Annotated in this window: 18 protein-coding genes; 10 read left to right on the plus strand and 8 right to left on the minus strand. The window is 73.6% G+C overall.

Going from position 1 to position 21,607, the window contains the following annotated elements; translation table 11 throughout:
* Positions 1–154: 154 nt before the first annotated feature.
* Both ACZ6J5_RS20155 and ACZ6J5_RS20160 read right to left on the minus strand, forming a co-directional pair.
* Positions 155–1,249, minus strand: coding sequence for a hypothetical protein (locus ACZ6J5_RS20155; protein ID WP_469393318.1), 1,095 nt, complete (start codon positions 1,247–1,249; stop codon positions 155–157).
* On the minus strand, positions 1,246–2,349 hold the full coding sequence (locus ACZ6J5_RS20160; protein ID WP_469393320.1) for a hypothetical protein: 1,104 nt from the start codon (positions 2,347–2,349) through the stop codon (positions 1,246–1,248). The genes ACZ6J5_RS20155 and ACZ6J5_RS20160 overlap by 4 nt, the downstream gene beginning before the upstream one ends.
* A gap of 106 nt (positions 2,350–2,455) precedes the next feature.
* On the opposite strand from ACZ6J5_RS20160, the gene ACZ6J5_RS20165 reads away from it, so the two are divergent.
* From ACZ6J5_RS20165 to ACZ6J5_RS20200, 8 genes are all read left to right on the plus strand, one after another.
* Positions 2,456–4,261: an ABC-F family ATP-binding cassette domain-containing protein gene (locus tag ACZ6J5_RS20165; RefSeq protein ID WP_469393321.1), complete on the plus strand. Its 1,806-nt coding sequence runs from the start codon at positions 2,456–2,458 to the stop codon at positions 4,259–4,261.
* Between the two features lie 133 nt (positions 4,262–4,394).
* On the plus strand, positions 4,395–6,191 hold the full coding sequence (locus tag ACZ6J5_RS20170) for an outer membrane protein assembly factor BamB family protein (RefSeq protein ID WP_469393323.1): 1,797 nt from the start codon (positions 4,395–4,397) through the stop codon (positions 6,189–6,191).
* Positions 6,192–6,252: 61 nt separating this feature from the next.
* Positions 6,253–8,079 (plus strand): outer membrane protein assembly factor BamB family protein, encoded by a 1,827-nt coding sequence (locus ACZ6J5_RS20175; RefSeq protein WP_469393325.1) that lies wholly within the window; start codon positions 6,253–6,255, stop codon positions 8,077–8,079.
* Positions 8,080–8,212: 133 nt separating this feature from the next.
* Positions 8,213–8,890, plus strand: coding sequence for a response regulator transcription factor (locus ACZ6J5_RS20180; protein WP_469393327.1), 678 nt, complete (start codon positions 8,213–8,215; stop codon positions 8,888–8,890).
* 128 nt (positions 8,891–9,018) lie between these two features.
* Complete coding sequence (galT, locus tag ACZ6J5_RS20185; RefSeq protein ID WP_469393329.1) at positions 9,019–10,059, plus strand: galactose-1-phosphate uridylyltransferase; 1,041 nt, start codon at positions 9,019–9,021, stop codon at positions 10,057–10,059.
* Complete coding sequence (gene galE / locus ACZ6J5_RS20190) at positions 10,056–11,039, plus strand: UDP-glucose 4-epimerase GalE (RefSeq protein WP_469393331.1); 984 nt, start codon at positions 10,056–10,058, stop codon at positions 11,037–11,039. The genes galT and galE overlap by 4 nt, the downstream gene beginning before the upstream one ends.
* Positions 11,036–12,190 carry a galactokinase gene (gene galK / locus ACZ6J5_RS20195; RefSeq protein ID WP_469393333.1) on the plus strand — a complete coding sequence of 385 codons (1,155 nt, stop codon included), beginning with the start codon at positions 11,036–11,038 and terminating at the stop codon, positions 12,188–12,190. Before galE ends, galK begins: the two co-directional genes overlap by 4 nt.
* A gap of 241 nt (positions 12,191–12,431) precedes the next feature.
* Entirely contained in the window at positions 12,432–13,160 is a 729-nt protein-coding gene (locus tag ACZ6J5_RS20200; RefSeq protein WP_469393335.1) for a LuxR C-terminal-related transcriptional regulator, read from the plus strand.
* On the opposite strand, the gene ACZ6J5_RS20205 is transcribed toward ACZ6J5_RS20200, so the two are convergent.
* A complete protein-coding gene (locus ACZ6J5_RS20205; protein ID WP_362475398.1) occupies positions 13,119–13,616 on the minus strand; it encodes a MarR family winged helix-turn-helix transcriptional regulator in 498 nt (165 codons plus the stop codon). The genes ACZ6J5_RS20200 and ACZ6J5_RS20205 overlap by 42 nt on opposite strands.
* Before the next feature lie 178 nt (positions 13,617–13,794).
* Here ACZ6J5_RS20205 and ACZ6J5_RS20210 point away from each other — a divergent pair, with 178 nt between their 5' ends.
* On the plus strand, positions 13,795–14,634 hold the full coding sequence (locus ACZ6J5_RS20210) for a trans-aconitate 2-methyltransferase (protein ID WP_469393337.1): 840 nt from the start codon (positions 13,795–13,797) through the stop codon (positions 14,632–14,634).
* Positions 14,635–14,700: 66 nt separating this feature from the next.
* Here the strand turns inward: ACZ6J5_RS20210 and ACZ6J5_RS20215 are convergent, their stop codons facing one another.
* Both ACZ6J5_RS20215 and ACZ6J5_RS20220 read right to left on the minus strand, forming a co-directional pair.
* Positions 14,701–15,396 (minus strand): TetR/AcrR family transcriptional regulator, encoded by a 696-nt coding sequence (locus ACZ6J5_RS20215; RefSeq protein WP_469393587.1) that lies wholly within the window; start codon positions 15,394–15,396, stop codon positions 14,701–14,703.
* Positions 15,396–16,391, minus strand: coding sequence for an acyl-CoA desaturase (locus ACZ6J5_RS20220; protein ID WP_469393339.1), 996 nt, complete (start codon positions 16,389–16,391; stop codon positions 15,396–15,398). Before ACZ6J5_RS20220 ends, ACZ6J5_RS20215 begins: the two co-directional genes overlap by 1 nt.
* Before the next feature lie 236 nt (positions 16,392–16,627).
* On the opposite strand from ACZ6J5_RS20220, the gene ppc reads away from it, so the two are divergent.
* A complete protein-coding gene (gene ppc, locus ACZ6J5_RS20225; protein ID WP_469393341.1) occupies positions 16,628–19,357 on the plus strand; it encodes a phosphoenolpyruvate carboxylase in 2,730 nt (909 codons plus the stop codon).
* Positions 19,358–19,433: 76 nt separating this feature from the next.
* On the opposite strand, the gene ACZ6J5_RS20230 is transcribed toward ppc, so the two are convergent.
* The 3 genes from ACZ6J5_RS20230 to pth form a co-directional block, all read right to left on the minus strand.
* Positions 19,434–20,252: an LPXTG cell wall anchor domain-containing protein gene (locus ACZ6J5_RS20230; RefSeq protein ID WP_469393343.1), complete on the minus strand. Its 819-nt coding sequence runs from the start codon at positions 20,250–20,252 to the stop codon at positions 19,434–19,436.
* A 180-nt stretch (positions 20,253–20,432) separates the two neighbouring features.
* Positions 20,433–20,876, minus strand: coding sequence for a hypothetical protein (locus ACZ6J5_RS20235; RefSeq protein ID WP_469393344.1), 444 nt, complete (start codon positions 20,874–20,876; stop codon positions 20,433–20,435).
* Between the two features lie 33 nt (positions 20,877–20,909).
* Positions 20,910–21,506, minus strand: coding sequence for an aminoacyl-tRNA hydrolase (pth, locus tag ACZ6J5_RS20240; RefSeq protein WP_469393346.1), 597 nt, complete (start codon positions 21,504–21,506; stop codon positions 20,910–20,912).
* Positions 21,507–21,607 lie beyond the last annotated feature (101 nt).

The following is a 21,607-nucleotide window of genomic DNA, read 5'->3' on the forward strand; positions in this document are numbered from 1 at the left end:
GGTGCGGCTGTCCCCCGAACATGGCGGCCCGCCGCCACCCGGCCCCGGCAGCCGGGGCCGCACAGTCGCCCGCGCGGCCGACCCCGGCACTCCGTTCGCACGTATGCACGGGCGGGTGACGCCCGGCGCACGCCCGGCGCACGCCCGCCGGGCGTCAGCCGGCGGCCGGCCGCTCCGTACGCGGCGCGGCGCAGCCGTGCTCCTTCGCCGACGCGGCGGCGAAGCGGGCCAGCGCGGCCCGCAGCCCCGGGTGGTCCAGGGCCAGCCCGCCGGCGCGGTCCGCCGTCCCGACCGCGTACGCCGCCGTCCCGGCCGGACAGGAGGCCCACAGCGCGTAGCTCCCGTCGGACGAGTCGCCCGGCGTGTCCCCGAGCCGGTCCAGCCGGTCCCGCTCGGCCCACTCCAGGGCCGCCCCGTAGGAGGCGGTGAACTCGTACAGCGGCGCGCCCCGCACCCCGCCGAGCAGGCAGCCCTCGACGGGCTTCGGGTCCCGCGCGGTCTCGACGGCCGTGCGCACGCCCCAGCGGGCGGCCGTCGCCGCGTCCAGGATCCCGGCGCAGCTCCCCGACACCGTCGCGAACGGCTCGTGGTCCCACGCCGTCGCCGAGACCCCGACCCCGGTCACCGGTCCGCCCTCGGCGACCTCGCAGCCCGTCCGCCGGGCGTACGCCGTCGCCGTGCCCGTCAGCACGGCCGTCAGCCGCTCCCGGGCCTCGGGACGGCCGAAGTCGAGCCGGTCGGTGCGCGCCCGGACCTCGGCGGACACCGACCCGCGCCCCTCGCCCCGGCAGTCGAGCAGCAGCGTGGCGACCGCGTCGCCCGGGTCCCCGCCGGCCCGGTCGGGGTCGAAGGCGAAGCCGCCGGTCCAGCCGTGCCCCAGCGGCGCGTCCGTGCGCGCGGCCTCGATCCCGGCGTACCGCTCCTCGCCCGGCCACACCGTCACCCGCAGGTCGATCCGGCCGTCCTCCTCGCCCCGGACGCCGGTCACCCGGCACTGCCACCAGGAGCCCCGCCGGTCACGCCGGATGTCCGCCGTCACCTCGGCCCCGCCGGTCAGCGCGCGCACCGGGCCCGCCGCCAGCGCCCCGTCGCAGGCCGTGTCCAGGGCCCGGTCGTGCCGCCAGGCGTCCCAGCCGCCCGACGCCCAGAAGAGGCCGCCGGACACCAGGACCGCGCCGCCGGCGAGCCAGGCCGCCCGCCGCGCCAGGCGGCGGCGCCCCGGCCGCTCGGATGCCGTCGCCCCGCTCACTTCCACACCGTCCCCAGCCTCGTGACGCCGCGGCAGTGCGCCGCCTCCAGATAGCGGCCGAGCAGCGCCTCCGCCCGGTCCGCGAGCCCGCCCGGCTCCCCGGCCGTCACGCTCACCCGGTGCAGCGCGGGCCCGTCGCCGCAGCGCGCCTCGGCCCAGGCGGCGACCGTGTGCGCCGGGCGGCCCCCGCCGGGCGCGGTGCCTCGGCCCACCAGCGCGAGCTCGCGCCCGTACTCGGTGCGCGCCTCCGGCAGCAGCTCGCCCCACCAGCTCGCGGAGGTCACCGCGGCGGTCCGGCGCCCGTTCAGCCCGCCGGTGACGCAGCCGCGCGCCCCGGCGTGCTCGGCGCCCCGGTCGGCCTCCCCGGTCGGCCCCCAGCCGGGACCGAGCCGCGAGGCCCGGAACCAGTCGCAGGCTGCCCGGACGGCCTTCCCGTCCGACCCGGCGGCCCCGTCCGTGCCGTCCGGCGCGGCCCTCGGGGCGGGCCGGACCTCGGCGGGGCGCACGGCGGAGCCGCCGCAGCCGTGGGCGGTGCGCAGGTCCTCCGCGACGGCGGCGACCGCCTCGGCGAGCCGCCGCTCCCAGCCGGGCGGCACCGCGTCGCCCACGGTGGACAGGTCCCCGTACACGTGGAAGGAGGTCACCGGGCGCGCGTACCCCGGCAGCCCGCCCGGACAGCCGACGGTGGCCGTGGCGTCGGCCCAGCGGTGGTCGGCGGCCCAGCGGGGCGCGCGCCCGAAGGGATCGCCCGCGACGCCCTCGGCCCGCACGCTCGCCAGCGGCGCCGCCAGCACCGGGACCGCCGTCAGCTGGAGCCAGCCGCCCTCGCCGCCGCTCACCCCGACCCCGCAGGCGACCAGACCGCGCGGCCCCGGGCCGCTCCGCTCGCTCCAGGAGCCGTCCTCGGGCAGCAGGGCCCGCACCGCGTCCCGGGGCAGCACCCCGCCGCAGGCGCGGGCCAGCGCCTCCGTGTTCCCGCTCTCCCGGAGCCCGGCGCGCACCAGGACGAAGCCGGCGGCCAGGGCCACGGCCAGCAGGACCAGCGCGGCCCTCGGCAGCCACCGGCGGCGCCGGAAGCGCGCCCAAGCCGTCCCGTCCATGCCAGGCCCCCGCCCCGTACGTCACCGCGAACGAATCACCGCACGCTATCCCACCGGCTCCGCCCGACTACTCTGGAGTCGATCGATCCCCCGGTACAGGAGTGAAATGGCCGTCAACCTGGTCAATGTCGAGTCCGTCAGCAAGGTGTACGGCACCCGTGCGCTGCTCGACGGGGTCTCGCTCGGCGTCTCCGAAGGGGACCGGATCGGCGTCGTCGGCCGCAACGGCGACGGCAAGACCACCCTGATCCGGATGCTCGCCAAGCTGGAGGAGGCCGACACCGGCCGCGTCACGCACAGCGGCGGGCTGCGCCTCGGGGTGCTCACCCAGCACGACTCGCTCGACCCCGAGGCGACCATCCGCCACGAGGTCATCGGCGTCATGGCCGACCACGAGTGGGCCGGCAGCGCCAAGATCCGCGACGTGCTCACCGGGCTCTTCGGCGGCCTGGACCTGCCCGGCTTCGAGAAGGGCCTCGACACCGTCATCGGCCCGCTGTCCGGCGGCGAGCGGCGGCGCATCGCGCTCGCCAAGCTGCTCATCGAGGACCAGGACCTGCTCGTCCTCGACGAGCCCACCAACCACCTCGACGTCGAGGGCATCGCCTGGCTCGCCGGGCATCTGCGCGAGCGGCGTTCCGCGCTCGTCTGCGTCACCCACGACCGCTGGTTCCTCGACCAGGTCTGCACCCGCATGTGGGACGTGCAGCGCGGCGCGGTCTACGAGTACGAGGGCGGCTACTCCGACTACGTCTTCGCCCGCGCCGAGCGGGAGCGGATCGCGGCCACGGAGGAGGTCAAGCGGCAGAACCTGGTCCGCAAGGAGCTCGCCTGGCTGCGCCGCGGCGCCCCCGCCCGCACCTCCAAGCCGCGCTTCCGGATCGAGGCGGCGAACGCGCTGATCGCCGACGTGCCGGAGCCGCGCGACAGCTCCGAGCTGATGAAGTTCGCCAACGCCCGGCTCGGCAAGACCGTCTTCGACCTGGAGGACGTGACCGTCACCGCCGGGCCCAAGACGCTGCTCCAGCACCTGACCTGGCAGCTCGGCCCCGGCGACCGGATCGGCCTGGTCGGCGTGAACGGCGCGGGCAAGACCTCGCTGCTGCGGGCCCTCACCGAGGCCGCCCGCTCCGGCGGCGAGGTGCAGCCGCCGGCCGGCCGGATCACGGTCGGCAAGACCGTGCGGCTCGCCTACCTCTCGCAGGACGTCACCGAACTCCCCGCCACCCTGCGGGTCCTGGAGGCGGTGCAGCAGATCCGCGACCGGGTGGACCTCGGCAAGGGCCGGGAGATGTCCGCCGGGCAGCTCTGCGAGCAGTTCGGCTTCGGCAAGGACAAGCAGTGGACGCCCGTCGGCGACCTGTCCGGCGGCGAGCGGCGCCGGCTCCAGCTGCTGCGGCTGCTGATGGACGAGCCCAACGTGCTCTTCCTCGACGAGCCGACCAACGACCTCGACATCGAGACCCTCACGCAGCTGGAGGACCTGCTCGACGGCTGGCCCGGCTCGATGGTGGTCATCTCCCACGACCGCTTCTTCCTGGAGCGCACCACCGACCGGACCTTCGCGCTGCTCGGCGACCGGGCGCTGCGGATGCTGCCGCGCGGCATCGACGAGTACCTGGAGCGGCGCCGGCGGATGGTCGAGGACGCCGCCCCGGCCGCGCCCGCCCCGGCCGCCGCGCCGAAGGCGGGCCCGTCGGCGGCCGACGCGCGCGCCGCGAAGAAGGAGCTGCAGAAGGTCGAGCGGCAGCTCGACAAGGTCTCCGACAAGGAGGCGAAGCTGCACGCCCAGATCGCGGACAACGCCACGGACTTCGAGAAGGTGGCGAAGCTCGACGCCGAGCTGCGCGAACTCGCCGGTGAGCGCGAGGAGCTGGAGATGCGCTGGCTGGAACTGGCCGAGGACGCGTAGAGAAGTCGTAGAGAAGGCGTAACGAGGGCATCACGGGCCGGTCCTCCCTTGGGAACAAGGGGCGGACCGGTCACTTTTGCGCCATCGGGTGAGTGGTAGAAAGAAAACCCGCTCACAAAAGGGGGAACCGAAGATGACCCAGCCGCCCAGCAACCAGCCGCCGGGGGGCTTCGGCGCTCCGGACCCGAACGTGCCGCCGGTGCCCCCGGTCCCGCCGCAGGCCCCGCCGGTCCCGCCGCAGGCTCCGCAGGCGCAGCCGGGACCGTACGGGTATCCGCAGCAGGCGCCGCAGACGCCGCCGCCCGGGCAGCCGGGCCCGTACGGCTACCCGCAGCAGCCGCAGCAGCCCGGTCCGTATGCCCAGCAGCCGGGTCCGTACGGCCAGCAGCCCGGCCCCTACGGCCAGCAGCCGGGTCCGTACGCCCAGCAGCCGAACCCGTACGGCGGTTACCCCGGCGGCCCGGTGCCGCCGCCCCCGTCCTCCGGCGGCGGCAATCCCTTCAAGGGCAGGCCCGGCGTCATCGTGGCCGCAGCGGCCGCCGCGCTGCTCGTCATCGGCACCGCCGGCTGGTTCGCCTTCGGCGGCGGCGACGACAAGGAACCGGTCGCCCAGCCGAGCAACTCCACGAGCCCCACGCCGAAGCCCTCCGACTCCGTCGACCAGGGCGACGGCAGCGGCGACGGGCAGAACGGCGACGAGAGCCTGAACGCCGGCCGCAAGGACGGCGAGGCGAAGCTCGCCTGGCTGCTGAAGAACGACGTGGACCTGCCGCGCAACGGCGCCGACGTCTTCGGCCCGTGGATCGTCGGCGACACCGTCGTCAAGGCCATGTACAAGGGCATCGACGGCTACAGCCTGGCCGACGGCTCCCCGAAGTGGCACGTCGACGTGCCCTTCGAGCTGTGCGCCGCCCCGCCGGAGCCCTCCGCGAACGGCACCATGGTCTTCGCGTACAACGACAGCGCGGGCGACCGCGCCAAGTGCACGCAGATGCAGCAGGTCGACCTCAAGACCGGCAAGGCGGGCTGGAAGAAGGCCGTCCCCAAGGCCACCGGCCTCTTCGCCTTCTCCGACAACACCCTCGCCATCAGCGGCGACACGGTGACCGCGGCGGGCTCCAGCTCCGCGTACGGCTTCTCGCTGACCGACGGCAGGCAGCTCTTCACCGGCCCCGCCGACGGCTGCAAGCCGTTCGCGTACGCGGGCGGCAGCAAGCTGATCGCCGCCTCCAAGTGCCCCTCAGGCGACGTCAACAAGCAGTCGCAGGCGGTCAGCGAGGTCGACCCGGCCACCGGCAAGGCCAAGTGGACCTTCAAGCTGCAGACCGACTGGGAGGTGGACCGCGTCTACTCGGTGGACCCGCTCGTCGTCTCCGCCACCCAGCGCGAGCAGAAGAAGTGGGCGATCTTCTCGCTCACGGCCAACGGCACCGAGCGCTCCCAGATCCAGGGCGGCAAGGACAAGTTCGCCCCGCGCTGCGGCGGCGCCTTCGTCGTCTTCGGCAAGAACCTCCAGGGCTGCACCGGGGTCGCCGCCGACGCGAACACCTTCTACATGGCGACCGAGAGCGCGTACGGCACCCCCAACGAGGTCGTCGCCTTCGACCTGAACACGGGCAAGCCCAAGTGGCGCTCCAAGGCGCCCGGCGAGCAGCAGATGACCCCGCTGCGGATGCAGGGCTCCGACGTGCTGCTCTACGTCGAGCCCCGCTACGACACGGGCGGCGCGGTCGCCACCCTCGCCCCGACCGGTGGCGCGCCGAAGGTGCTGCTCCAGCACCAGGCGGCGGTGTCGACGGTCGAGAGCTCCTTCTACAACGCCCGCTTCGCCTACGCCGACGGCACCTTCGTGATCGCCTCGGGCCGGGTCTCCGCCTCCAACGACAAGGCGGAGAAGGAGGTCAAGACGATGATGGCGTACGGCAAGTGACGCCCCGCCGCCCGTCCCGTCCCCGCTCCCCGCTCCGTCCCCACTCCGAGGTGCCCACGCCATGACCCAGCCCCCGCCACCCCCGCCGAACCAGCCCCCCGGCCCGCCCCCGGGCGGCTTCGGCGCCCCCCAGGACCCGCCGCCCGGCGGCTTCGGCGCCCCGCAGGACCCCCCGCCGGGCGGGTTCGGCGCGCCGACGCCCCCGCCGCAGCAGCCGCCCTACGGCTACCCGCAGCCCCAGCAGCCCCAGCAGCCCCAGCAGCCGTACGGCTATCCCCAGCAGCAGCCGTACGGGTACCCGACGCAGCCGCCGGGCCAGCCGCAGCAGCCGTACGGCCAGCCGCCCCAGCAGCCGTACGGCCATCCGACGCAGCCGATGTACCAGCAGGCCCCGCCGCCGGGCTCCGGCGGCGGGAAGAAGCCGTCGGCGCAGGCGCGGATCGTCATCGCGGCCGTCGTCGCCGTGGTGCTGCTCGTCGGCGCCGGCCTCTGGTACGCGAACTCCGGCGGTGACGAGGGACCGGGCAAGGACGCCAAGGGCACCGCGTCCGGCGGCACCGCCTCGGGCGGCGGCTCCGGCGGCACGGGCGGCGGCGGCGTGGACGGGCCGGGCAAGGAGAAGGCTCCCGCGAACACCGCGGCCAAGCTCACCGTCCAGCTCCCGCAGCCGAAGGTCGAGGACGTCACCGACGTCGCCGGCTCCTGGATCACCGCCAAGGCGTACGTGAAGACCGGGGTGAACTCGGTCGTCGGCTACGACCTGGACAAGGGCACCGCGCTGTGGACGCTGCCGCTGACCGGCCAGGTCTGCGGCACCTCCCGGCACGTCACCGCGGACGGGAAGACGCCGATCCTGTTCGAGGCGGGCAAGCGGATGCCCCCGAAGAACTACCAGCCGTGCACCGAGGTCGGCCTGGTCGACCTGAACACGGGCAAGCTGGTCTGGTCGACCTCCGTCACCGGCGGCTCGGCGGGCGACAGCAAGGCCAAGTTCAACGAGGTCACGCTGTCCGGCGCGACGGTCGCGGCGGGCGGCACCGACGGCGGCGCGGCCTTCGACGTCGCCAACGGCAACCCGCGCTGGAAGCCGCAGGCCAACGCGGACAACTGCTACGACATGGGGTACGGCGGCGGCGCCGGTCTGGTCGCGGCCCGCAAGTGCGGCCCGTACGGCAGCCAGCACGTGCTGATCCAGAACCTCAACCCGACGACGGGCGCCCCGATCTCGCAGTACAAGATGCCCACGGGCGTCGACTACGCCGCGGTCGTCTCGACCAAGCCGCTGGTGGTGGCCGCCAACGTCGCCGACACCGCGACCGACGGTTCCGGCATCTCGGACTTCTTCTCGATCGACGAGAAGACCGGCAAGCTGAAGGCGAAGATCTCGGCGGACTCCGAGCGCTACGCGGCCCGTTGCCGCTCCACCGAGGTGGAGAACTGCAGCAAGGTCGTGGTCGGCAACGGGCGGCTCTACCTGCCGACCGAGAAGCACGAGGGCAGCACCGGCGAGTACGGCGACGACACCAACGAGATCGTCGCCTTCGACCTGGCCAGCGGGCAGCCGGTGCCGGAGAAGGCGGACGCGGGCGACCGCTACACGATGGTCCCGCTGCGCATGGACGGCGGTAACCTCGTCGCGTACAAGCTGCCGCCCTACGACAAGGGCGGGCAGATCGTCTCCGTCGACGGCGCCACCATGAAGCAGACCACGCTGCTGGAGACCCCGGCGGTCAAGGGCCTCGACAACCCGGAGCGGACCTTCTCCTCGGACTACTCGGAGGCGCTGTACGCCGACGGGCGGTTCTTCCTGTCGGAGGTCATGATCTCCAAGCAGCGCACGTCGTCCTCCGCCAAGGAGTACCTGGCGGTGGGGTACAGCACGCACTGACGTCGGTCGCGGGGCGAGGACCCGGCAGCCCGGCGCACCGATGCACATCGGCGCGCCGGGCTGTTTGCGCGGGTGCCGCCCGGCGAAGAATTCGACAGTCCGGGGGGATGGGGGAGAGATGGGGGCCAGATCGATGGGCGTTCGGCTCGTGGTGGTCGACGACCACCGCCTGCACGCGGAGGCGCTGGCCTCGGCGCTGAAGCTGCGCGGGCACCGGGTGCTGGCGTCGGCGGCGCCGGTGGCGGGCGCGGCGGAGCTGGTGGTGAGCCGGGCGCCGGAGGTCTGTCTGCTGGGCACCTCGGCGCCCGCCGAACCGGGCGCCTTCGACCCGGTCGTGCGGATCAAGCGGGAGCGCCCGCAGGTGGCGGTGGTGGTGCTCGGGCCGGTGCCCTCGCCGCGCGGGATCGCGGCGGCGTTCGCGGCGGGCGCCTCCGGGTACGTGCGGCACGACGAGCGGATCGAGGGGGTCGAGCGGGCGCTGGTGAAGGCCCGGGCGGGGGAGGCGGCGGTGGCGCCGCAGCTCCTCCAGGCGGCCTTCGCGGAGCTGCTGAACCCGGCGGCGCAGCCGGACGACGAGGGGCAGCGGCTGCTGCGGATGCTCACCCCGCGCGAGGTGGAGGTGCTGGTCCGGGTGGCCGAGGGCGAGGACACGCGGGTGATCGCGGCGGAGATGGCGATCGCGCCGAGCACCGCGCGGACCCATGTGCAGCGGGTGCTGATGAAGCTGGGAGTGGGTTCGCGCCTGGAGGCGGCGGCGCTGGCGGCGCGGACGGGGCTGCTGGACCGGGTGCCGGGGCAGCGGCGCGGCTGAACCCGGGTCCCGCGCCGCCCCGTTGACCCTTCCGAGTGGTCGGGCGTGGTGGAGTGTTGACCATCGATGTTCGATTGTGGTTTTTTATGGGTGGTTCTGTTGGATGGAGGCTGTGGAGGCCGCCCGCCGTGAAGAAGACCGTCACCCAGCTCGCCGACGGGCGTCAGCTCATCTACTTCGACCTCGACGAGGACGCCGTCCGCGACGCGGCCGACCCGCGCCCGCTCGACCCCGTCGCCTCCGCCTCCGAGCTCCGCCACGACCCGCTGCTCGACGAGGACGTCGCCATCGCCTCGCACCGGCAGGGCCGGATCTACCACCCGCCCGCCGACAGCTGCCCGCTCTGCCCCTCCACCGGGGAGCGGCACGGCGAGGTCCCGGCGCCGGCGTACGAGGTGGCCGTCTTCGAGAACCGCTTCCCCTCCCTGTCGGGCGCCCACGGCCGCTGCGAGGTCGTCTGCTTCACCTCCGAGCACACCGCCTCCTTCGCGGACCTGACCGAGGAGCGGGCCGCCCTCGTGCTGGCCGCCTGGACCGACCGCACCGCCGAGCTCTCCGCCCGCCCCGGCGTCCGGCAGGTCTACTGCTTCGAGAACCGGGGCGCCGAGATCGGCGTCACCCTCGCCCACCCGCACGGCCAGATCTACGCCTTCCCGTACACCGCGCCGCGCACCGCCACCATGCTCCGCAGCGCCGCCGCCCACCGCGCCGCCACCGGGCGCAACCTCTTCGACGACGTCCTGGCGCGCGAGCGGGCCGGGGAGCGGGTGGTGCTGGCCGGGGAGCACTGGACCGCCTTCGTGCCGTACGCGGCCCGCTGGCCGTACGAGGTGCACCTCTACCCGCACCGCCGGACCGGCGACCTGACCGGGCTCGACGCGGCGGCCCGCGCCGAGTTCCCCGGGATCTACCTGGAGCTGCTGCGCCGCTTCGACCGGATCTTCGGCGAGGGCCTGCCGCCGACCCCGTACATCGCCGCCTGGCACCAGGCCCCGGTGGCGGGCGCCGGGCGCGAGGAGTTCGCGCTGCACCTGGAGCTTTTCACCGTCCGCCGGGCCTCTGGCAAGCTGAAGTACCTCGCGGGCACCGAGTCCGGCATGGGCGCGTTCATGAACGACGTGTCGCCGGAGTCCGCGGCCGACAGACTCCGAGAGGTGGCAAGCAGTTGAGCAAGGCAGCGTCGTCGAAGTACCTGGTGACCGGTGGAGCGGGCTACGTGGGCGGCACGGTCGCCGCCCACCTCCTGGAGGCGGGGCACGAGGTCACCGTCCTCGACGACCTCTCCACCGGCTTCCGGGAGGGTGTCCCGGCCGGTGCCGAGTTCATCGAGGGGCGCATCCAGGACGCCGCGAAGTGGCTCGACTCCAGCTATGACGGCGTGCTGCACTTCGCCGCGTACTCCCAGGTCGGCGAGTCCGTCGCCAAGCCCGAGAAGTACTGGGACAACAACGTCGGCGGCACCATGGCGCTGATCGCCGCCATGCGCGAGGCCGGCGTGCGCCGCCTGGTGTTCTCCTCGACCGCCGCCACCTACGGCGAGCCCCGGACCGTGCCGATCACCGAGGACGCGCCGACCGCGCCGACCAACCCGTACGGCGCGACCAAGCTGGCCGTCGACCACATGATCTCCGGCGAGTGCGCCGCGCACGGCCTGGCCGCCGTCTCGCTGCGCTACTTCAACGTGGCCGGCGCCTACAAGGAGTGCGGTGAGCGGCACGACCCCGAGTCGCACCTGATCCCGCTGGTCCTCCAGGTCGCCCTCGGGCAGCGCGAGGCCATCAACGTCTACGGCGACGACTACCCGACACCGGACGGCACCTGCGTCCGCGACTACATCCACGTCGCCGACCTCGCCGAGGCGCACCTGCTGGCCCTGGACGCGATGACCTCGGGCGAGCACCTGATCTGCAACCTCGGCAACGGCAACGGCTTCTCCGTGCGGGAGGTCGTCGAGACCGTCCGCGAGGTCACCGGCCACCCGGTGCCCGAGGTCATGGCCGAGCGCCGCGCCGGAGACCCGGCCGTGCTCGTCGCCTCGGCCGGCGCGGCGCGCGAGCGCCTCGGCTGGAACCCGTCCCGCCCGGACCTGGCGGCCATCGTCGAGGACGCGTGGGCGTTCGCGCGGAAGAAGGAGCAGGGACAGGCATGAGCACGGTGGCGGCGGAGTTCGCGGCGTTGTACGGGACGGCCCCCGAGGGTGTCTGGGAGGCCCCCGGGCGGGTCAACCTGATCGGTGAGTACACCGACTTCAACGAGGGCTTCGTCCTGCCGCTGGCCCTGCCGCACACCGCCGCGGCCGCCGTCTCCCGCCGGGACGACGGCGTGCTGCGGCTGCACTCCGCCGACGTCGGCGGCGGGGTCGTCCGGCTCGACGCCGACACCCTGGAGCCCCTGTCCGGGACCTCGGGGTACGGCTGGGCCGCGTACCCCGCCGGGGTGGTGTGGGCGCTGCGGGCGGCCGGGCACCCGGTCACCGGCGCGGACATCCACCTGGCGTCGACGGTGCCGACCGGCGCGGGCCTGTCCTCCTCCGCCGCCCTGGAGGTCGTCACCGCCCTCGCCCTGAACGACCTGTTCGGCCTCGGGCTCTCCCGCCCCGAGCTGGCCGTGCTCGCCCAGCGGGCCGAGAACGACTTCGTGGGCGTGCCGTGCGGGGTGATGGACCAGATGGCCTCCGCCTGCGCCGCCGAGGGCCACGCGCTGTACCTGGACACCCGCGACCTCTCGTACCGGCAGGTGCCCTTCGACCTCGCGGCCCGGGGGCTGTGCCTGCTGGTGGTGGACACCCGGGTGAAGCACGCGCTCGGGGACGGCGCGTACGCCGAGCGGCGCGCCGGGTGCGAAGCGGGTGCGCGGGCGCTCGGCGTGCGCGCGCTGCGCGACGTCCCCGCCGCGCATCTGTCCGACTCCCTCGCACGGTTGGACGACGAAACGGTCCGCCGCTATGTGCGGCACGTCGTCACCGACGACGACCGCGTGGAGCGGGTGATCGCCCTCCTCGACGCCGGCGACCCGGCCGCCGTCGGCCCCCTGCTCACCGAGGGCCACGCCTCGCTCCGCGACGACCTGCGCGTCTCCTGCCCCGAACTGGACCTCGCGGTCGGGGCGGCGAACGCGGCGGGCGCGCTCGGCGCCCGGATGACCGGCGGCGGCTTCGGCGGCTCGGCCGTCGTCCTGGTCGCGGCGGACCGGGCGGACGCCGTCGCCGTCGCCGTCGGGAAGGCCTTCGCCGAGGCGGGCCACGGCGCCCCCGGGATCTTCCCGGCGGTGCCGTCGGCGGGCGCCCGTCGGGTCCGCTGAATCCACCAAGACCCCACAGACGGCGTACAGTTCCGCGATTCGGCCCCCACCGGAGCCGCGCACCCCTACCCTGGTGCGCAGCGCCGGTGGGGGCCGGTGCTGTTTCAGGGGTATCGAGACCCGCCGGGTACGGCGCCCGGGGCGGGGTAACTGTCATGGCACGGCGGCGGCCGTGCGACCGGCGGACCCGCCCCCGGCGCCGTGCCCGCGCCGGGCCGTTCCTCGACACTTGGGAGTGTCCGTGGCCCGTATCCGGGTTCTCGTGGTGGACGATCACCGCATCTTCGCCGAGTCGCTCGCCGCCGCCCTCGCGGCGGAGCCCGACGTCGACGTCACCGCCGCGGGCAGCGGCCCGGCGGCGCTGCGCTGCCTGGACCGCGCGGCGGGGGAGGGGCGCCGCTTCGACGTGATGCTGGTCGACGCCGACCTCGGCGGCGGCGACGGGGTCGCGCTGGTCGCGGGGGTGCGCGAGGGGCGGCCGGGGCTGCGCTGCGTGGTCCTCGCGGAGAAGGACGACGCCCGGCGGGCGGCCCTGGCGCTCCAGGCGGGTGCCTGGGGCTGGGTGGCCAAGGACTGCTCGCTGCAACGGCTGCTCGCCGTGGTGCGCGGGGTGCTGCGGGACGAGACCCATCTGCCGCCCGCGCTGCTCACGGGGGTGCTGCGGGAGCTGACGGAGGCCCGCAAGCACCGGACGGAGAGCGAGCGGCTGGTGGAGTCGCTGACCCCGCGCGAGCGGGAGGTGCTGCGCTGCATGGTGGCCGGGCTGGGGCGCAAGGCGGTGGCGGAGCGCCTGTTCCTGTCGCCGCACACGGTCCGTACGCATATGCAGAACGTGCTGGGCAAGCTGGGCGTGCACTCGACGCTGGCCGCCGTGGCGCTGGCCCGGCGGGCCGGGGTGGGCCCGGCGGAGGAGCCGCCGGGGGCCGCCCTAGCCGGGGATGTTGTCGAACGGAGCGGTCAGCTGGCGTAGCAGCGCGGCCAGTTCGGCGCGCTCGGTGCGCGAGAGGCGGGCCAGGATCGCCCGCTCCTGGGCGAGCAGCCCGGCGAGCGCCTGGTCGGCGCGGTCGCGGCCCTCGGGGGTGAGGCGGACCAGCACGCCGCGCCGGTCGCTGGGGTCGGGCAGCCGCTCGACGAGGCCCTTCTTGGTGAGCCGGTCGATGCGGTTGGTCATGGTGCCCGAGGTGACCAGGGTCTGGGTGAGGAGCTGGCCGGGGGAGAGCTGGTAGGGCGCGCCGGCCCGGCGGAGCGAGGTGAGGACGTCGAACTCCCAGGGCTCCAGCTGGTGCTCGGAGAAGGCGAGCCGACGGGCGCGGTCGAGGTGCCGGGCCAGGCGTGAGACACGGCTGAGCACCTCGAGCGGTTCCACGTCGAGGTCCGGGCGCTCTCGGCGCCATGCAGCGACCAGCCGGTCGACCTCGTCCTCCATGACGATCAGTGTAGAGGGTCTGTTGACATAAAGTCTCTTGGTATTAAGTCTCTCGTTTTCAAGTATCTCGATGACGAGAATCTTGACATAGAGATATAGTCTCCTGGACTATGGGGAAGGGACCGGGCCGGAACTCCGTTCCGCTTCGGCAACTCGTTCCAGCAAGGGGGCTTCGAACATGCATTCCGTGGAATCCGCCGCACCGACATGGGACCCACAGCAGTACCTCCGCCACGCGGGCCACCGCACCCGCCCCTTCGTCGACCTGCTCGCCCGAATACCCCGGCTCCCCGCCGCCGACGGCCGGCCCGCCCGGATCGCCGACCTCGGCTGCGGCCCCGGCAACGTCACCGCCCTCCTCGCCGACCGCTGGCCCGACGCCCACATCACCGGCCTCGACCTCTCGCCCGAGATGCTGGAACGCGCCGAGAAGGACTGGGCGGGCACCACGGCGGGCGGCGGCTGGCTCGACTTCCGCGCCGCCGACGCGGCCCACTGGACCCCCGAGGAGCCGTACGACCTGATCGTCTCCAACGCGGCCCTCCAATGGGTGCCGAACCATCCCGAGTCCTTCGCCCCCTGGATCGCCGGACTGCGCCCCGGCGGCACCTTCGCCTTCCAGGTCCCCGGCAACTTCACCTCGCCCAGCCACGCCCTGCTCGGCGAACTCTGCGAGACCCCCGAGTGGCGCGGGCGCCTCGGCGACCAGGGCCGGCGCTACGTCCACATCCTGGAACCCGCCGACTACCTCCGCCGGCTCGCCGACCTCGGCTGCGAGACGGACGTCTGGGAGACCACCTACATCCAGCTCCTGCCCGGCGAGGACCCCGTCCTCGACTGGGTCAAGGGCACCGCCCTGCGGCCCGTGCTCACCGCCCTGCGCGACGACCGGGCCGCCACCGAGGCCTTCCTGGCCCAGTACCGCGAGCGGCTCCGCGAGGCCTACCCCCCGGGCCCGCACGGCACCGCCTTCCCGTTCCGCAGGATCTTCGCCGTCGCCACCAGAACCCGCGCGTGACACGGGGACGGGGGCGCCGCACGCCCGCGCGTGCGACGCCCCCGTCCCCGGGCCCCGTGGAAGCCGTCAGTTCTTGCGGTGCCCTATCAGCCGGGGCTTCTGCTCCAGCCCGTCCAGGCCGTGCCAGGCCAGGTTCACCAGGTGCGCCGCGACCTCCGCCTTCTTCGGCCGGCGCACGTCCAGCCACCACTGCCCGGTCAGCGCCACACTGCCCACCAGGGCCTGCGCGTACAGCGGGGCCAGCTTCGGGTCGAAGCCGCGGGCCTTGAACTCCAGCCCCAGGATGTCCTCCACCTGCGTGGCGATGTCGCTGATCAGCGAGGCGAAGGTGCCCGTCGACTGCGCCACCGGCGAGTCCCGGACCAGGATCCGGAAGCCGTCCGTATACCGCTCGATGTAATCCAGCAGCGCGAAGGCCGCCTGCTCCAGCAGCTCGCGCGGATGCCCGGCGGTCAGGGCCCCCGTCACCATGTCCAGCAGCTGGCGCATCTCCCGGTCCACCACGACCGCGTACAGGCCCTCCTTGCCGCCGAAGTGCTCGTACACCACCGGCTTCGACACCCCGGCCTTCGCCGCGATCTCCTCCACCGACGTGCCCTCGAAACCCTTCTCCGCGAAGAGGGTGCGGCCGATGTCAAGGAGCTGCTCCCGGCGCTCCGCACCCGTCATCCGCACCCGACGGCCCCGCCGGGGCTTGGGTTCGCTCGTACTGCCGGTGCTGCCGGTACCGCCTGCGCTGCCTGTGATCGCCACGTCTTCCATCATGCCGCGTCGGCGGGGGTGTCCTGGCGCCGGGCGTCGATGCGGGCGGCGGCCGGCCAGCGCACGTCGGAGGCCCAGCCGAGCTGTTCGAACCAGCGGATCAGCCGCGCGCTGGAGTCCACCTGGCCCTTCAGCACGCCGTGCCGGGCCGAGGTCGGGTCCGCGTGGTGCAGGTTGTGCCAGGACTCCCCGCAGGACAGCACCGCCAGCCACCACACGTTGCCCGAGCGGTCCCGCGACTTGAAGGGGCGCTTGCCCACCGCGTGGCAGATCGAGTTGATCGACCAGGTCACGTGGTGCAGCAGCGCCACCCGCACCAGCGAGCCCCAGAAGAACGCCGTGAACGCGCCCCACCACGACATCGTCACCAGACCGCCCACCAGCGGCGGGATCGCCAGCGACACCACGGTCCACAGCACGAACTGGCGGGAGATCCGGCGGATCGCCGGGTCCTTGATCAGATCGGGCGCGTACTTGTGCTGCGGCGTCTGCTCCTCGTCGAACATCCAGCCGATGTGCGCCCACCACAGCCCCTTCATCAGGGCCGGCACCGTCTCCCCGAACCGCCACGGCGAATGCGGGTCGCCCTCCGCGTCGGAGAACTTGTGGTGCTTGCGGTGATCCGCCACCCAGCGCACCAGCGGCCCCTCCACCGCCAGCGATCCCATGATCGCCAGCGCGATCCGCAGCGGGCGCTTCGCCTTGAACGAGCCGTGCGTGAAGTAGCGGTGGAAGCCGATCGTGATGCCGTGGCAGCCGATGAAGTACATCGCCGTCAGCAGGCCCAGATCGAGCCAGCTCACACCCCAGCCCCAGGCCAGCGGCACCGCCGCGACCAGGGCCAGGAACGGCACCGCGATGAACAGCAGCAGGGTGACCTGCTCGACCGACCGCTTGCTGTCACCGCCCAGCGTGGCGGAGGGCGGGACCGGCGCGGTCCCCCGTTCCCCTGAGCCGGCGGCGGATTCCGAGATCACCTCGGGGCTGATGGTCATACGTGTCCCTGGGGGCTGAGGGTGGGGGAGGGGTACGGAAAAGGGGCCGTGGCTACGCTCCCGTAACCTACGGCGACGTAAGTATGGCAGCGCGTCGGCGCCCGGCAAGAGGTCCTCAGCCGGGGCGTTGCCCGTGCCGCCTGATCGGACACCTATCCTTGGTGCGTCGGACAGCGCGGTCCGCAAGCCTCCAGTACCCCTCCAGACGTGCTCAAACACTGCAAGGAGCCGCACCTGTGAGCAGTGCCGACCAGACCTCCACCGCCAGCGCCGAGCTGCGTTCCGACATCCGCCGACTGGGCGACCTGCTGGGCGAGACGCTCGTCCGCCAGGAGGGCCCGGAGCTCCTGGACCTCGTCGAGAAGGTCCGCCGCCTCACGCGCGAGGACGGCGAGGCCGCAGCCGAGCTGCTGCGCGGCGTCGAGCTGGAGACCGCCGCCCGCCTCGTACGGGCCTTCTCCACCTACTTCCACCTCGCCAACGTGACCGAGCAGGTGCACCGCGGACGTGAGATGCGCGACAGGCGCGCCGCGGAGGGCGGGCTGCTCGCCCGCACCGCCGACATGCTCAAGGACGGCGACCCCGAGCACGTACGCGAGACGATCAAGAACCTCAACGTGCGGCCGGTGTTCACCGCGCACCCCACCGAGGCCGCCCGCCGCTCGGTCCTCAACAAGCTGCGGCGCATCGCCGTGCTCCTGGAGACCCCGGTCATCGAGGCCGACCGGCGCCGCCACGACCTGCGGCTCGCCGAGAACATCGACCTCATCTGGCAGACCGACGAGCTCCGCGTGGTCCGCCCCGAGCCCGCCGACGAGGCCCGCAACGCGATCTACTACCTCGACGAGCTGCACGGCAACGCCGTCGGCGACGTCCTGGAGGACCTCGCCGCCGAGCTGGAGCGGGTCGGCTTCGAACTGCCCGCCGGCACCCGCCCGCTCACCTTCGGCACCTGGATCGGCGGCGACCGCGACGGCAACCCCAACGTGACCCCGCAGGTCACCTGGGACGTGCTGATCCTCCAGCACGAGCACGGCATCACCGACGCCCTCGAACTCGTCGACTACCTGCGCGGCCTGCTCTCCAACTCCATCCGCTACACGGGCGCCACCCAGGAGCTGCTCGACTCGCTCCAGGCCGACCTGGAGCGCCTCCCGGAGATCAGCCCCCGCTACAAGCGCCTCAACTCCGAGGAGCCCTACCGGCTCAAGGCGACCTGCGTGCGCCAGAAGCTGGTCAACACCCGCGAGCGGCTCGCCACCGGCACCCCGCACGTCGAGGGCCGCGACTACCTCGGTACCGCCGAGCTGCTCCGCGACCTCACCCTGATCCAGAGCTCGCTGCGCGAACACCGCGGCGGCCTGTTCGCCGACGGCCGGATGGACCGCACCATCCGCACCCTGTCCGCGTTCGGCCTCCAGCTCGCCACCATGGACGTCCGCGAGCACGCCGACGCCCACCACCACGCCCTCGGGCAGCTCTTCGACCGGCTCGGCGAGGAGTCCTGGCGCTACGCCGACATGCCGCGCGACTACCGGCAGAAGCTGCTCGCCAAGGAGCTCAGGTCGCGCCGCCCGCTGGCGCCCACCCCCGCCCCGCTCGACCCGGCCGGACAGAAGACCCTCGGCGTCTTCCACACCGTCAAGGAGGCTTTCGAGCGCTTCGGCCCCGAGGTCATCGAGTCCTACATCATCTCGATGTGCCAGGGCGCCGACGACGTCTTCGCCGCCACCGTCCTCGCCCGCGAGGCCGGCCTGATCGACCTGCACGCCGGCTGGGCCGAGATCGGCATCGTGCCGCTCCTGGAGACCACCGACGAGCTCCGCGCCGCCGACGTCATCCTCAACGACATGCTGGCCGACCCCTCCTACCGGCGCCTCGTCTCGCTGCGCGGCGACGTCCAGGAGGTCATGCTCGGCTACTCGGACTCCTCCAAGTTCGGCGGCATCACCACCTCCCAGTGGGAGATCCACCGCGCCCAGCGCCGGCTCCGCGACGTCGCCCACCGCTACGGCGTGCGGCTGCGCCTCTTCCACGGCCGGGGCGGCACCGTCGGCCGGGGCGGCGGCCCCTCGCACGACGCGATCCTCGCCCAGCCCTGGGGCACCCTGGAGGGCGAGATCAAGGTGACCGAGCAGGGCGAGGTCATCTCCGACAAGTACCTGATCCCGTCGCTGGCCCGGGAGAACCTGGAGCTCACGGTCGCCGCCACGCTCCAGGCCTCCGCCCTGCACACGGCGCCCCGTCAGTCCGGCGAGTCGCTGGCCCGCTGGGACGCGGCCATGGACACCGTCTCGGACGCCGCCCACTCCGCGTACCGCCGGCTGGTCGAGGACCCGGACCTGCCGACGTACTTCCTCGCCTCGACCCCCGTCGACCAGCTCGCCGACCTCCACCTGGGCTCGCGGCCGTCCCGCCGCCCCGGCTCGGGCGTCTCCCTCGACGGGCTGCGGGCCATCCCGTGGGTGTTCGGCTGGACCCAGTCCCGCCAGATCGTCCCCGGCTGGTTCGGCGTCGGCTCCGGCCTCAAGGCGCTGCGCGAGGCCGGTCTCGAAGAGGTCCTCGGCGAGATGCACGAGCACTGGCACTTCTTCCGCAACTTCCTCTCCAACGTGGAGATGACGCTCGCGAAGACGGACCTGCGGATCGCCCGGCACTACGTCGACACCCTCGTCCCCGAGGAGCTCCAGCACGTCTTCGACGCCATCCAGGCCGAGCACGACCTGACCGTCGCCGAGGTCCTGAGGGTGACGGGCGGGGAGAAGCTGCTCGACTCCAACCCGGCGCTCCAGCAGACCTTCGCCATCCGCGACGCCTACCTGGACCCGATCTCCTACCTCCAGGTCGCCCTGCTGGCCCGTCAGCGGGCCGCCGCCGAGCGCGGCGAGGACCCGGACCCGCTGCTGTCCCGGGCGCTGCTGCTCACGGTGAACGGCGTGGCGGCGGGCCTGCGCAACACCGGCTGACGGCCGCCCACCCCTGGACGTGACGGTGCCCCCGCGGGAGATCCCGCGGGGGCACCGTCACGTCCAGGGGTCCGGCTCAGTGCCGCTGGGCCTTGCGGCGGCGGCTCACCAGGAAGGCGCCGGCGCCCGCGAGGACGGCGGCGACGGCGGCGAGGACGCCGACGGGGGCGCCGGAGCCGGTCTGGGCCAGGTCGCCGCCGGTGGAACCGCCGGAGCCCGAGGTGCCGTCACTCGCGGTGGCGCCGGGGGTGGTGACGGAGGCGGAGGCGGACGGCGACTCGGAGCCGCCGGGCGTCTCGGTGCCGGTGCCCGGGGTGCCGGAGGGCGTCCCGGACGGTGTGCCGCTCGGGGTGCCGCTCGGGGTGCCGCTCGGGGTGTCCGAGGGGCTGGGCGTGCCGCCGGTCGGCGTGTCGGAGGGGCTCGGGGTGCCGCCGGTCGGGGTGTCCGAGGGGCTGGGGGTGCCGGGCTGCTCGGGTTCGCCGGGCTCGCAGTCGGTCTTGAAGACCTTCTGCTTGGCGCGGCCGTTCTCGCCCTCGAAGTTCCAGAACAGCTTGTACTGGCCGTTCGGAAGGGTCATGTCCGCGGTGCGCTCGTGCCCGTCGGCGTCGAGGACGAGGGTGCCGTCCTTGACCGTGGTGCCCTTGTCCTTCGGGTTGTCGGCCCAGGCCTCGATGTGCCACTGGACCTTCTGGCCGGCGTCGAAGCCGAAGGCGTCCAGGTAGAACGAGCAGACCTTGGGCTCGTTCTGCTTGAACTCCTCGCCGGTCCTGGAGTCGTGGATCTTGACGGTGCCGTTGTCGCCGTGGGGCTTGCCGCCGGCGAGCGCGCTCGGCGCCAGGACCAGGGAGCCGGCCGTGGCCGCGACCAGCGCGGCGGGTATGAGGGATCGTCGCATGTGCTGTCGTCCAAGTGGGATGGGTAGCCGTGGGGGGCGGCGCGGAGGCAGCCTATCCGTCGCTTTAAGTCACCCTTAACCCAGAGGTGATAACGATTTGCCTGGCATCAGGCCAGGATGGCCGAAAATCGCCAGAGCGTGAGGAGGGGCCGGGCACGAGCCCGGCGGCGCGCGAGCCCGTCAGAGCGCGAAGAACGTGGCCACCAGCACCGCCGCCCCCGCGCCCGCCGCCGACCACGCCGTCCTCGGCAGCCGCATCCCGCCGCCGATCAGCGGCGCCGCCAGCAGCAGCGCCCCGCCCAGCGGCAGCCACGCGTGCAGCCCGCCACCCCAGCCCGTGCGGACCGCCTCCCGCGTCCCCGGCTTCACCACCACCGGCAGCGTCTCGCCCTTCCGCGCCGCCACCGAGTGCGCGATCGTCACCGCCCGCAGCCCCGAAGCCGGGTCGTCGGACACGTACCGCCCGCTGCACGTCTCGTCGTCGCAGCCCGTCACCAGCAGCGTCCCGTGCTCGCGCCCCTTCGGGAGCAGCACGTGCTGGGCCGTGTTCCAGGACGACCAGGCGCCCGCGACGAGCAGGAGCAGCACGACGAGGGCCATGGCGGCGTTACGGGCGAGCGTCATGACCCGCGATCGTACCGTCGTACCGCGCGGGCGTTAGGAGTTGTACGCGGACTGGGCCCGTTCCAGGCCCTCCGTCACCAGGCACTCCACCGCGTCCGCCGCCCGGTCCACGAAGTAGTCCAGCTCCTTGCGCTCGGTCGACGAGAAGTCCTTCAGGACGAAGTCCGCGACCTGCATCCGGCCCGGCGGCCGGCCGATACCGAAGCGCAGCCGGTGGTACTCGGCGCCCATCGACTTCGTCATCGACTTCAGGCCGTTGTGCCCGTTGTCGCCGCCGCCGATCTTCAGCCGCAGCACCCCGTAGTCGATGTCCAGCTCGTCGTGGACCGCCACGATGCGCGCCGTCGGCACCTTGTAGAAGTCGCGCAGCGCCGTCACCGGGCCGCCCGACAGGTTCATGTACGACATCGGCTTGGCCAGCACCACCCGCCGGTTCGCCGGTCCGGGCGGGCCCATCCGGCCCTCCACCACCTGCGCCTGCGCCTTCTGCGCCCGCTTGAACCGGCCGCCGATCCGCTCGGCCAGCAGGTCCGCCACCATGAAGCCCACGTTGTGCCGGTTGCCCGCGTACTCGGGGCCCGGGTTGCCGAGGCCGACGATCAGCCAGGGGGCGTTCGCGTCGTCCGTCATCTGGTGCACGTCTCCTCGAATGCGTACAGGTGTGAACGTGAAGAAAGAAACGGGGTGGCGGACCGTTCCCGGTCCGTCACCCCGTCAGGTCAGGCAGAGCC

It is taken from the genome of Streptomyces sp. NPDC042100 (assembly GCF_055582325.1).

Excerpts from the sequence above, each read along its gene's own strand:
- ACZ6J5_RS20160 (WP_469393320.1), bottom strand. The coding sequence starts at position 2,349 with ATGGACGGGACGGCTTGGGCGCGCTTCCGGCGCCGCCGGTGGCTGCCG.
- ACZ6J5_RS20165 (WP_469393321.1), top strand. The coding sequence starts at position 2,456 with ATGGCCGTCAACCTGGTCAATGTCGAGTCCGTCAGCAAGGTGTACGGC.
- ACZ6J5_RS20170 (WP_469393323.1), top strand. The coding sequence starts at position 4,395 with ATGACCCAGCCGCCCAGCAACCAGCCGCCGGGGGGCTTCGGCGCTCCG.
- ACZ6J5_RS20175 (WP_469393325.1), top strand. The coding sequence starts at position 6,253 with ATGACCCAGCCCCCGCCACCCCCGCCGAACCAGCCCCCCGGCCCGCCC.
- ACZ6J5_RS20180 (WP_469393327.1), top strand. The coding sequence starts at position 8,213 with ATGGGCGTTCGGCTCGTGGTGGTCGACGACCACCGCCTGCACGCGGAG.
- galK (WP_469393333.1), top strand. The coding sequence starts at position 11,036 with ATGAGCACGGTGGCGGCGGAGTTCGCGGCGTTGTACGGGACGGCCCCC.
- ACZ6J5_RS20205 (WP_362475398.1), bottom strand. The coding sequence starts at position 13,616 with ATGGAGGACGAGGTCGACCGGCTGGTCGCTGCATGGCGCCGAGAGCGC.
- ACZ6J5_RS20210 (WP_469393337.1), top strand. The coding sequence starts at position 13,795 with ATGCATTCCGTGGAATCCGCCGCACCGACATGGGACCCACAGCAGTAC.
- ACZ6J5_RS20215 (WP_469393587.1), bottom strand. The coding sequence starts at position 15,396 with ATGGAAGACGTGGCGATCACAGGCAGCGCAGGCGGTACCGGCAGCACC.
- ACZ6J5_RS20220 (WP_469393339.1), bottom strand. The coding sequence starts at position 16,391 with ATGACCATCAGCCCCGAGGTGATCTCGGAATCCGCCGCCGGCTCAGGG.
- ACZ6J5_RS20230 (WP_469393343.1), bottom strand. The coding sequence starts at position 20,252 with ATGCGACGATCCCTCATACCCGCCGCGCTGGTCGCGGCCACGGCCGGC.
- ACZ6J5_RS20235 (WP_469393344.1), bottom strand. The coding sequence starts at position 20,876 with ATGACGCTCGCCCGTAACGCCGCCATGGCCCTCGTCGTGCTGCTCCTG.
- pth (WP_469393346.1), bottom strand. The coding sequence starts at position 21,506 with ATGACGGACGACGCGAACGCCCCCTGGCTGATCGTCGGCCTCGGCAAC.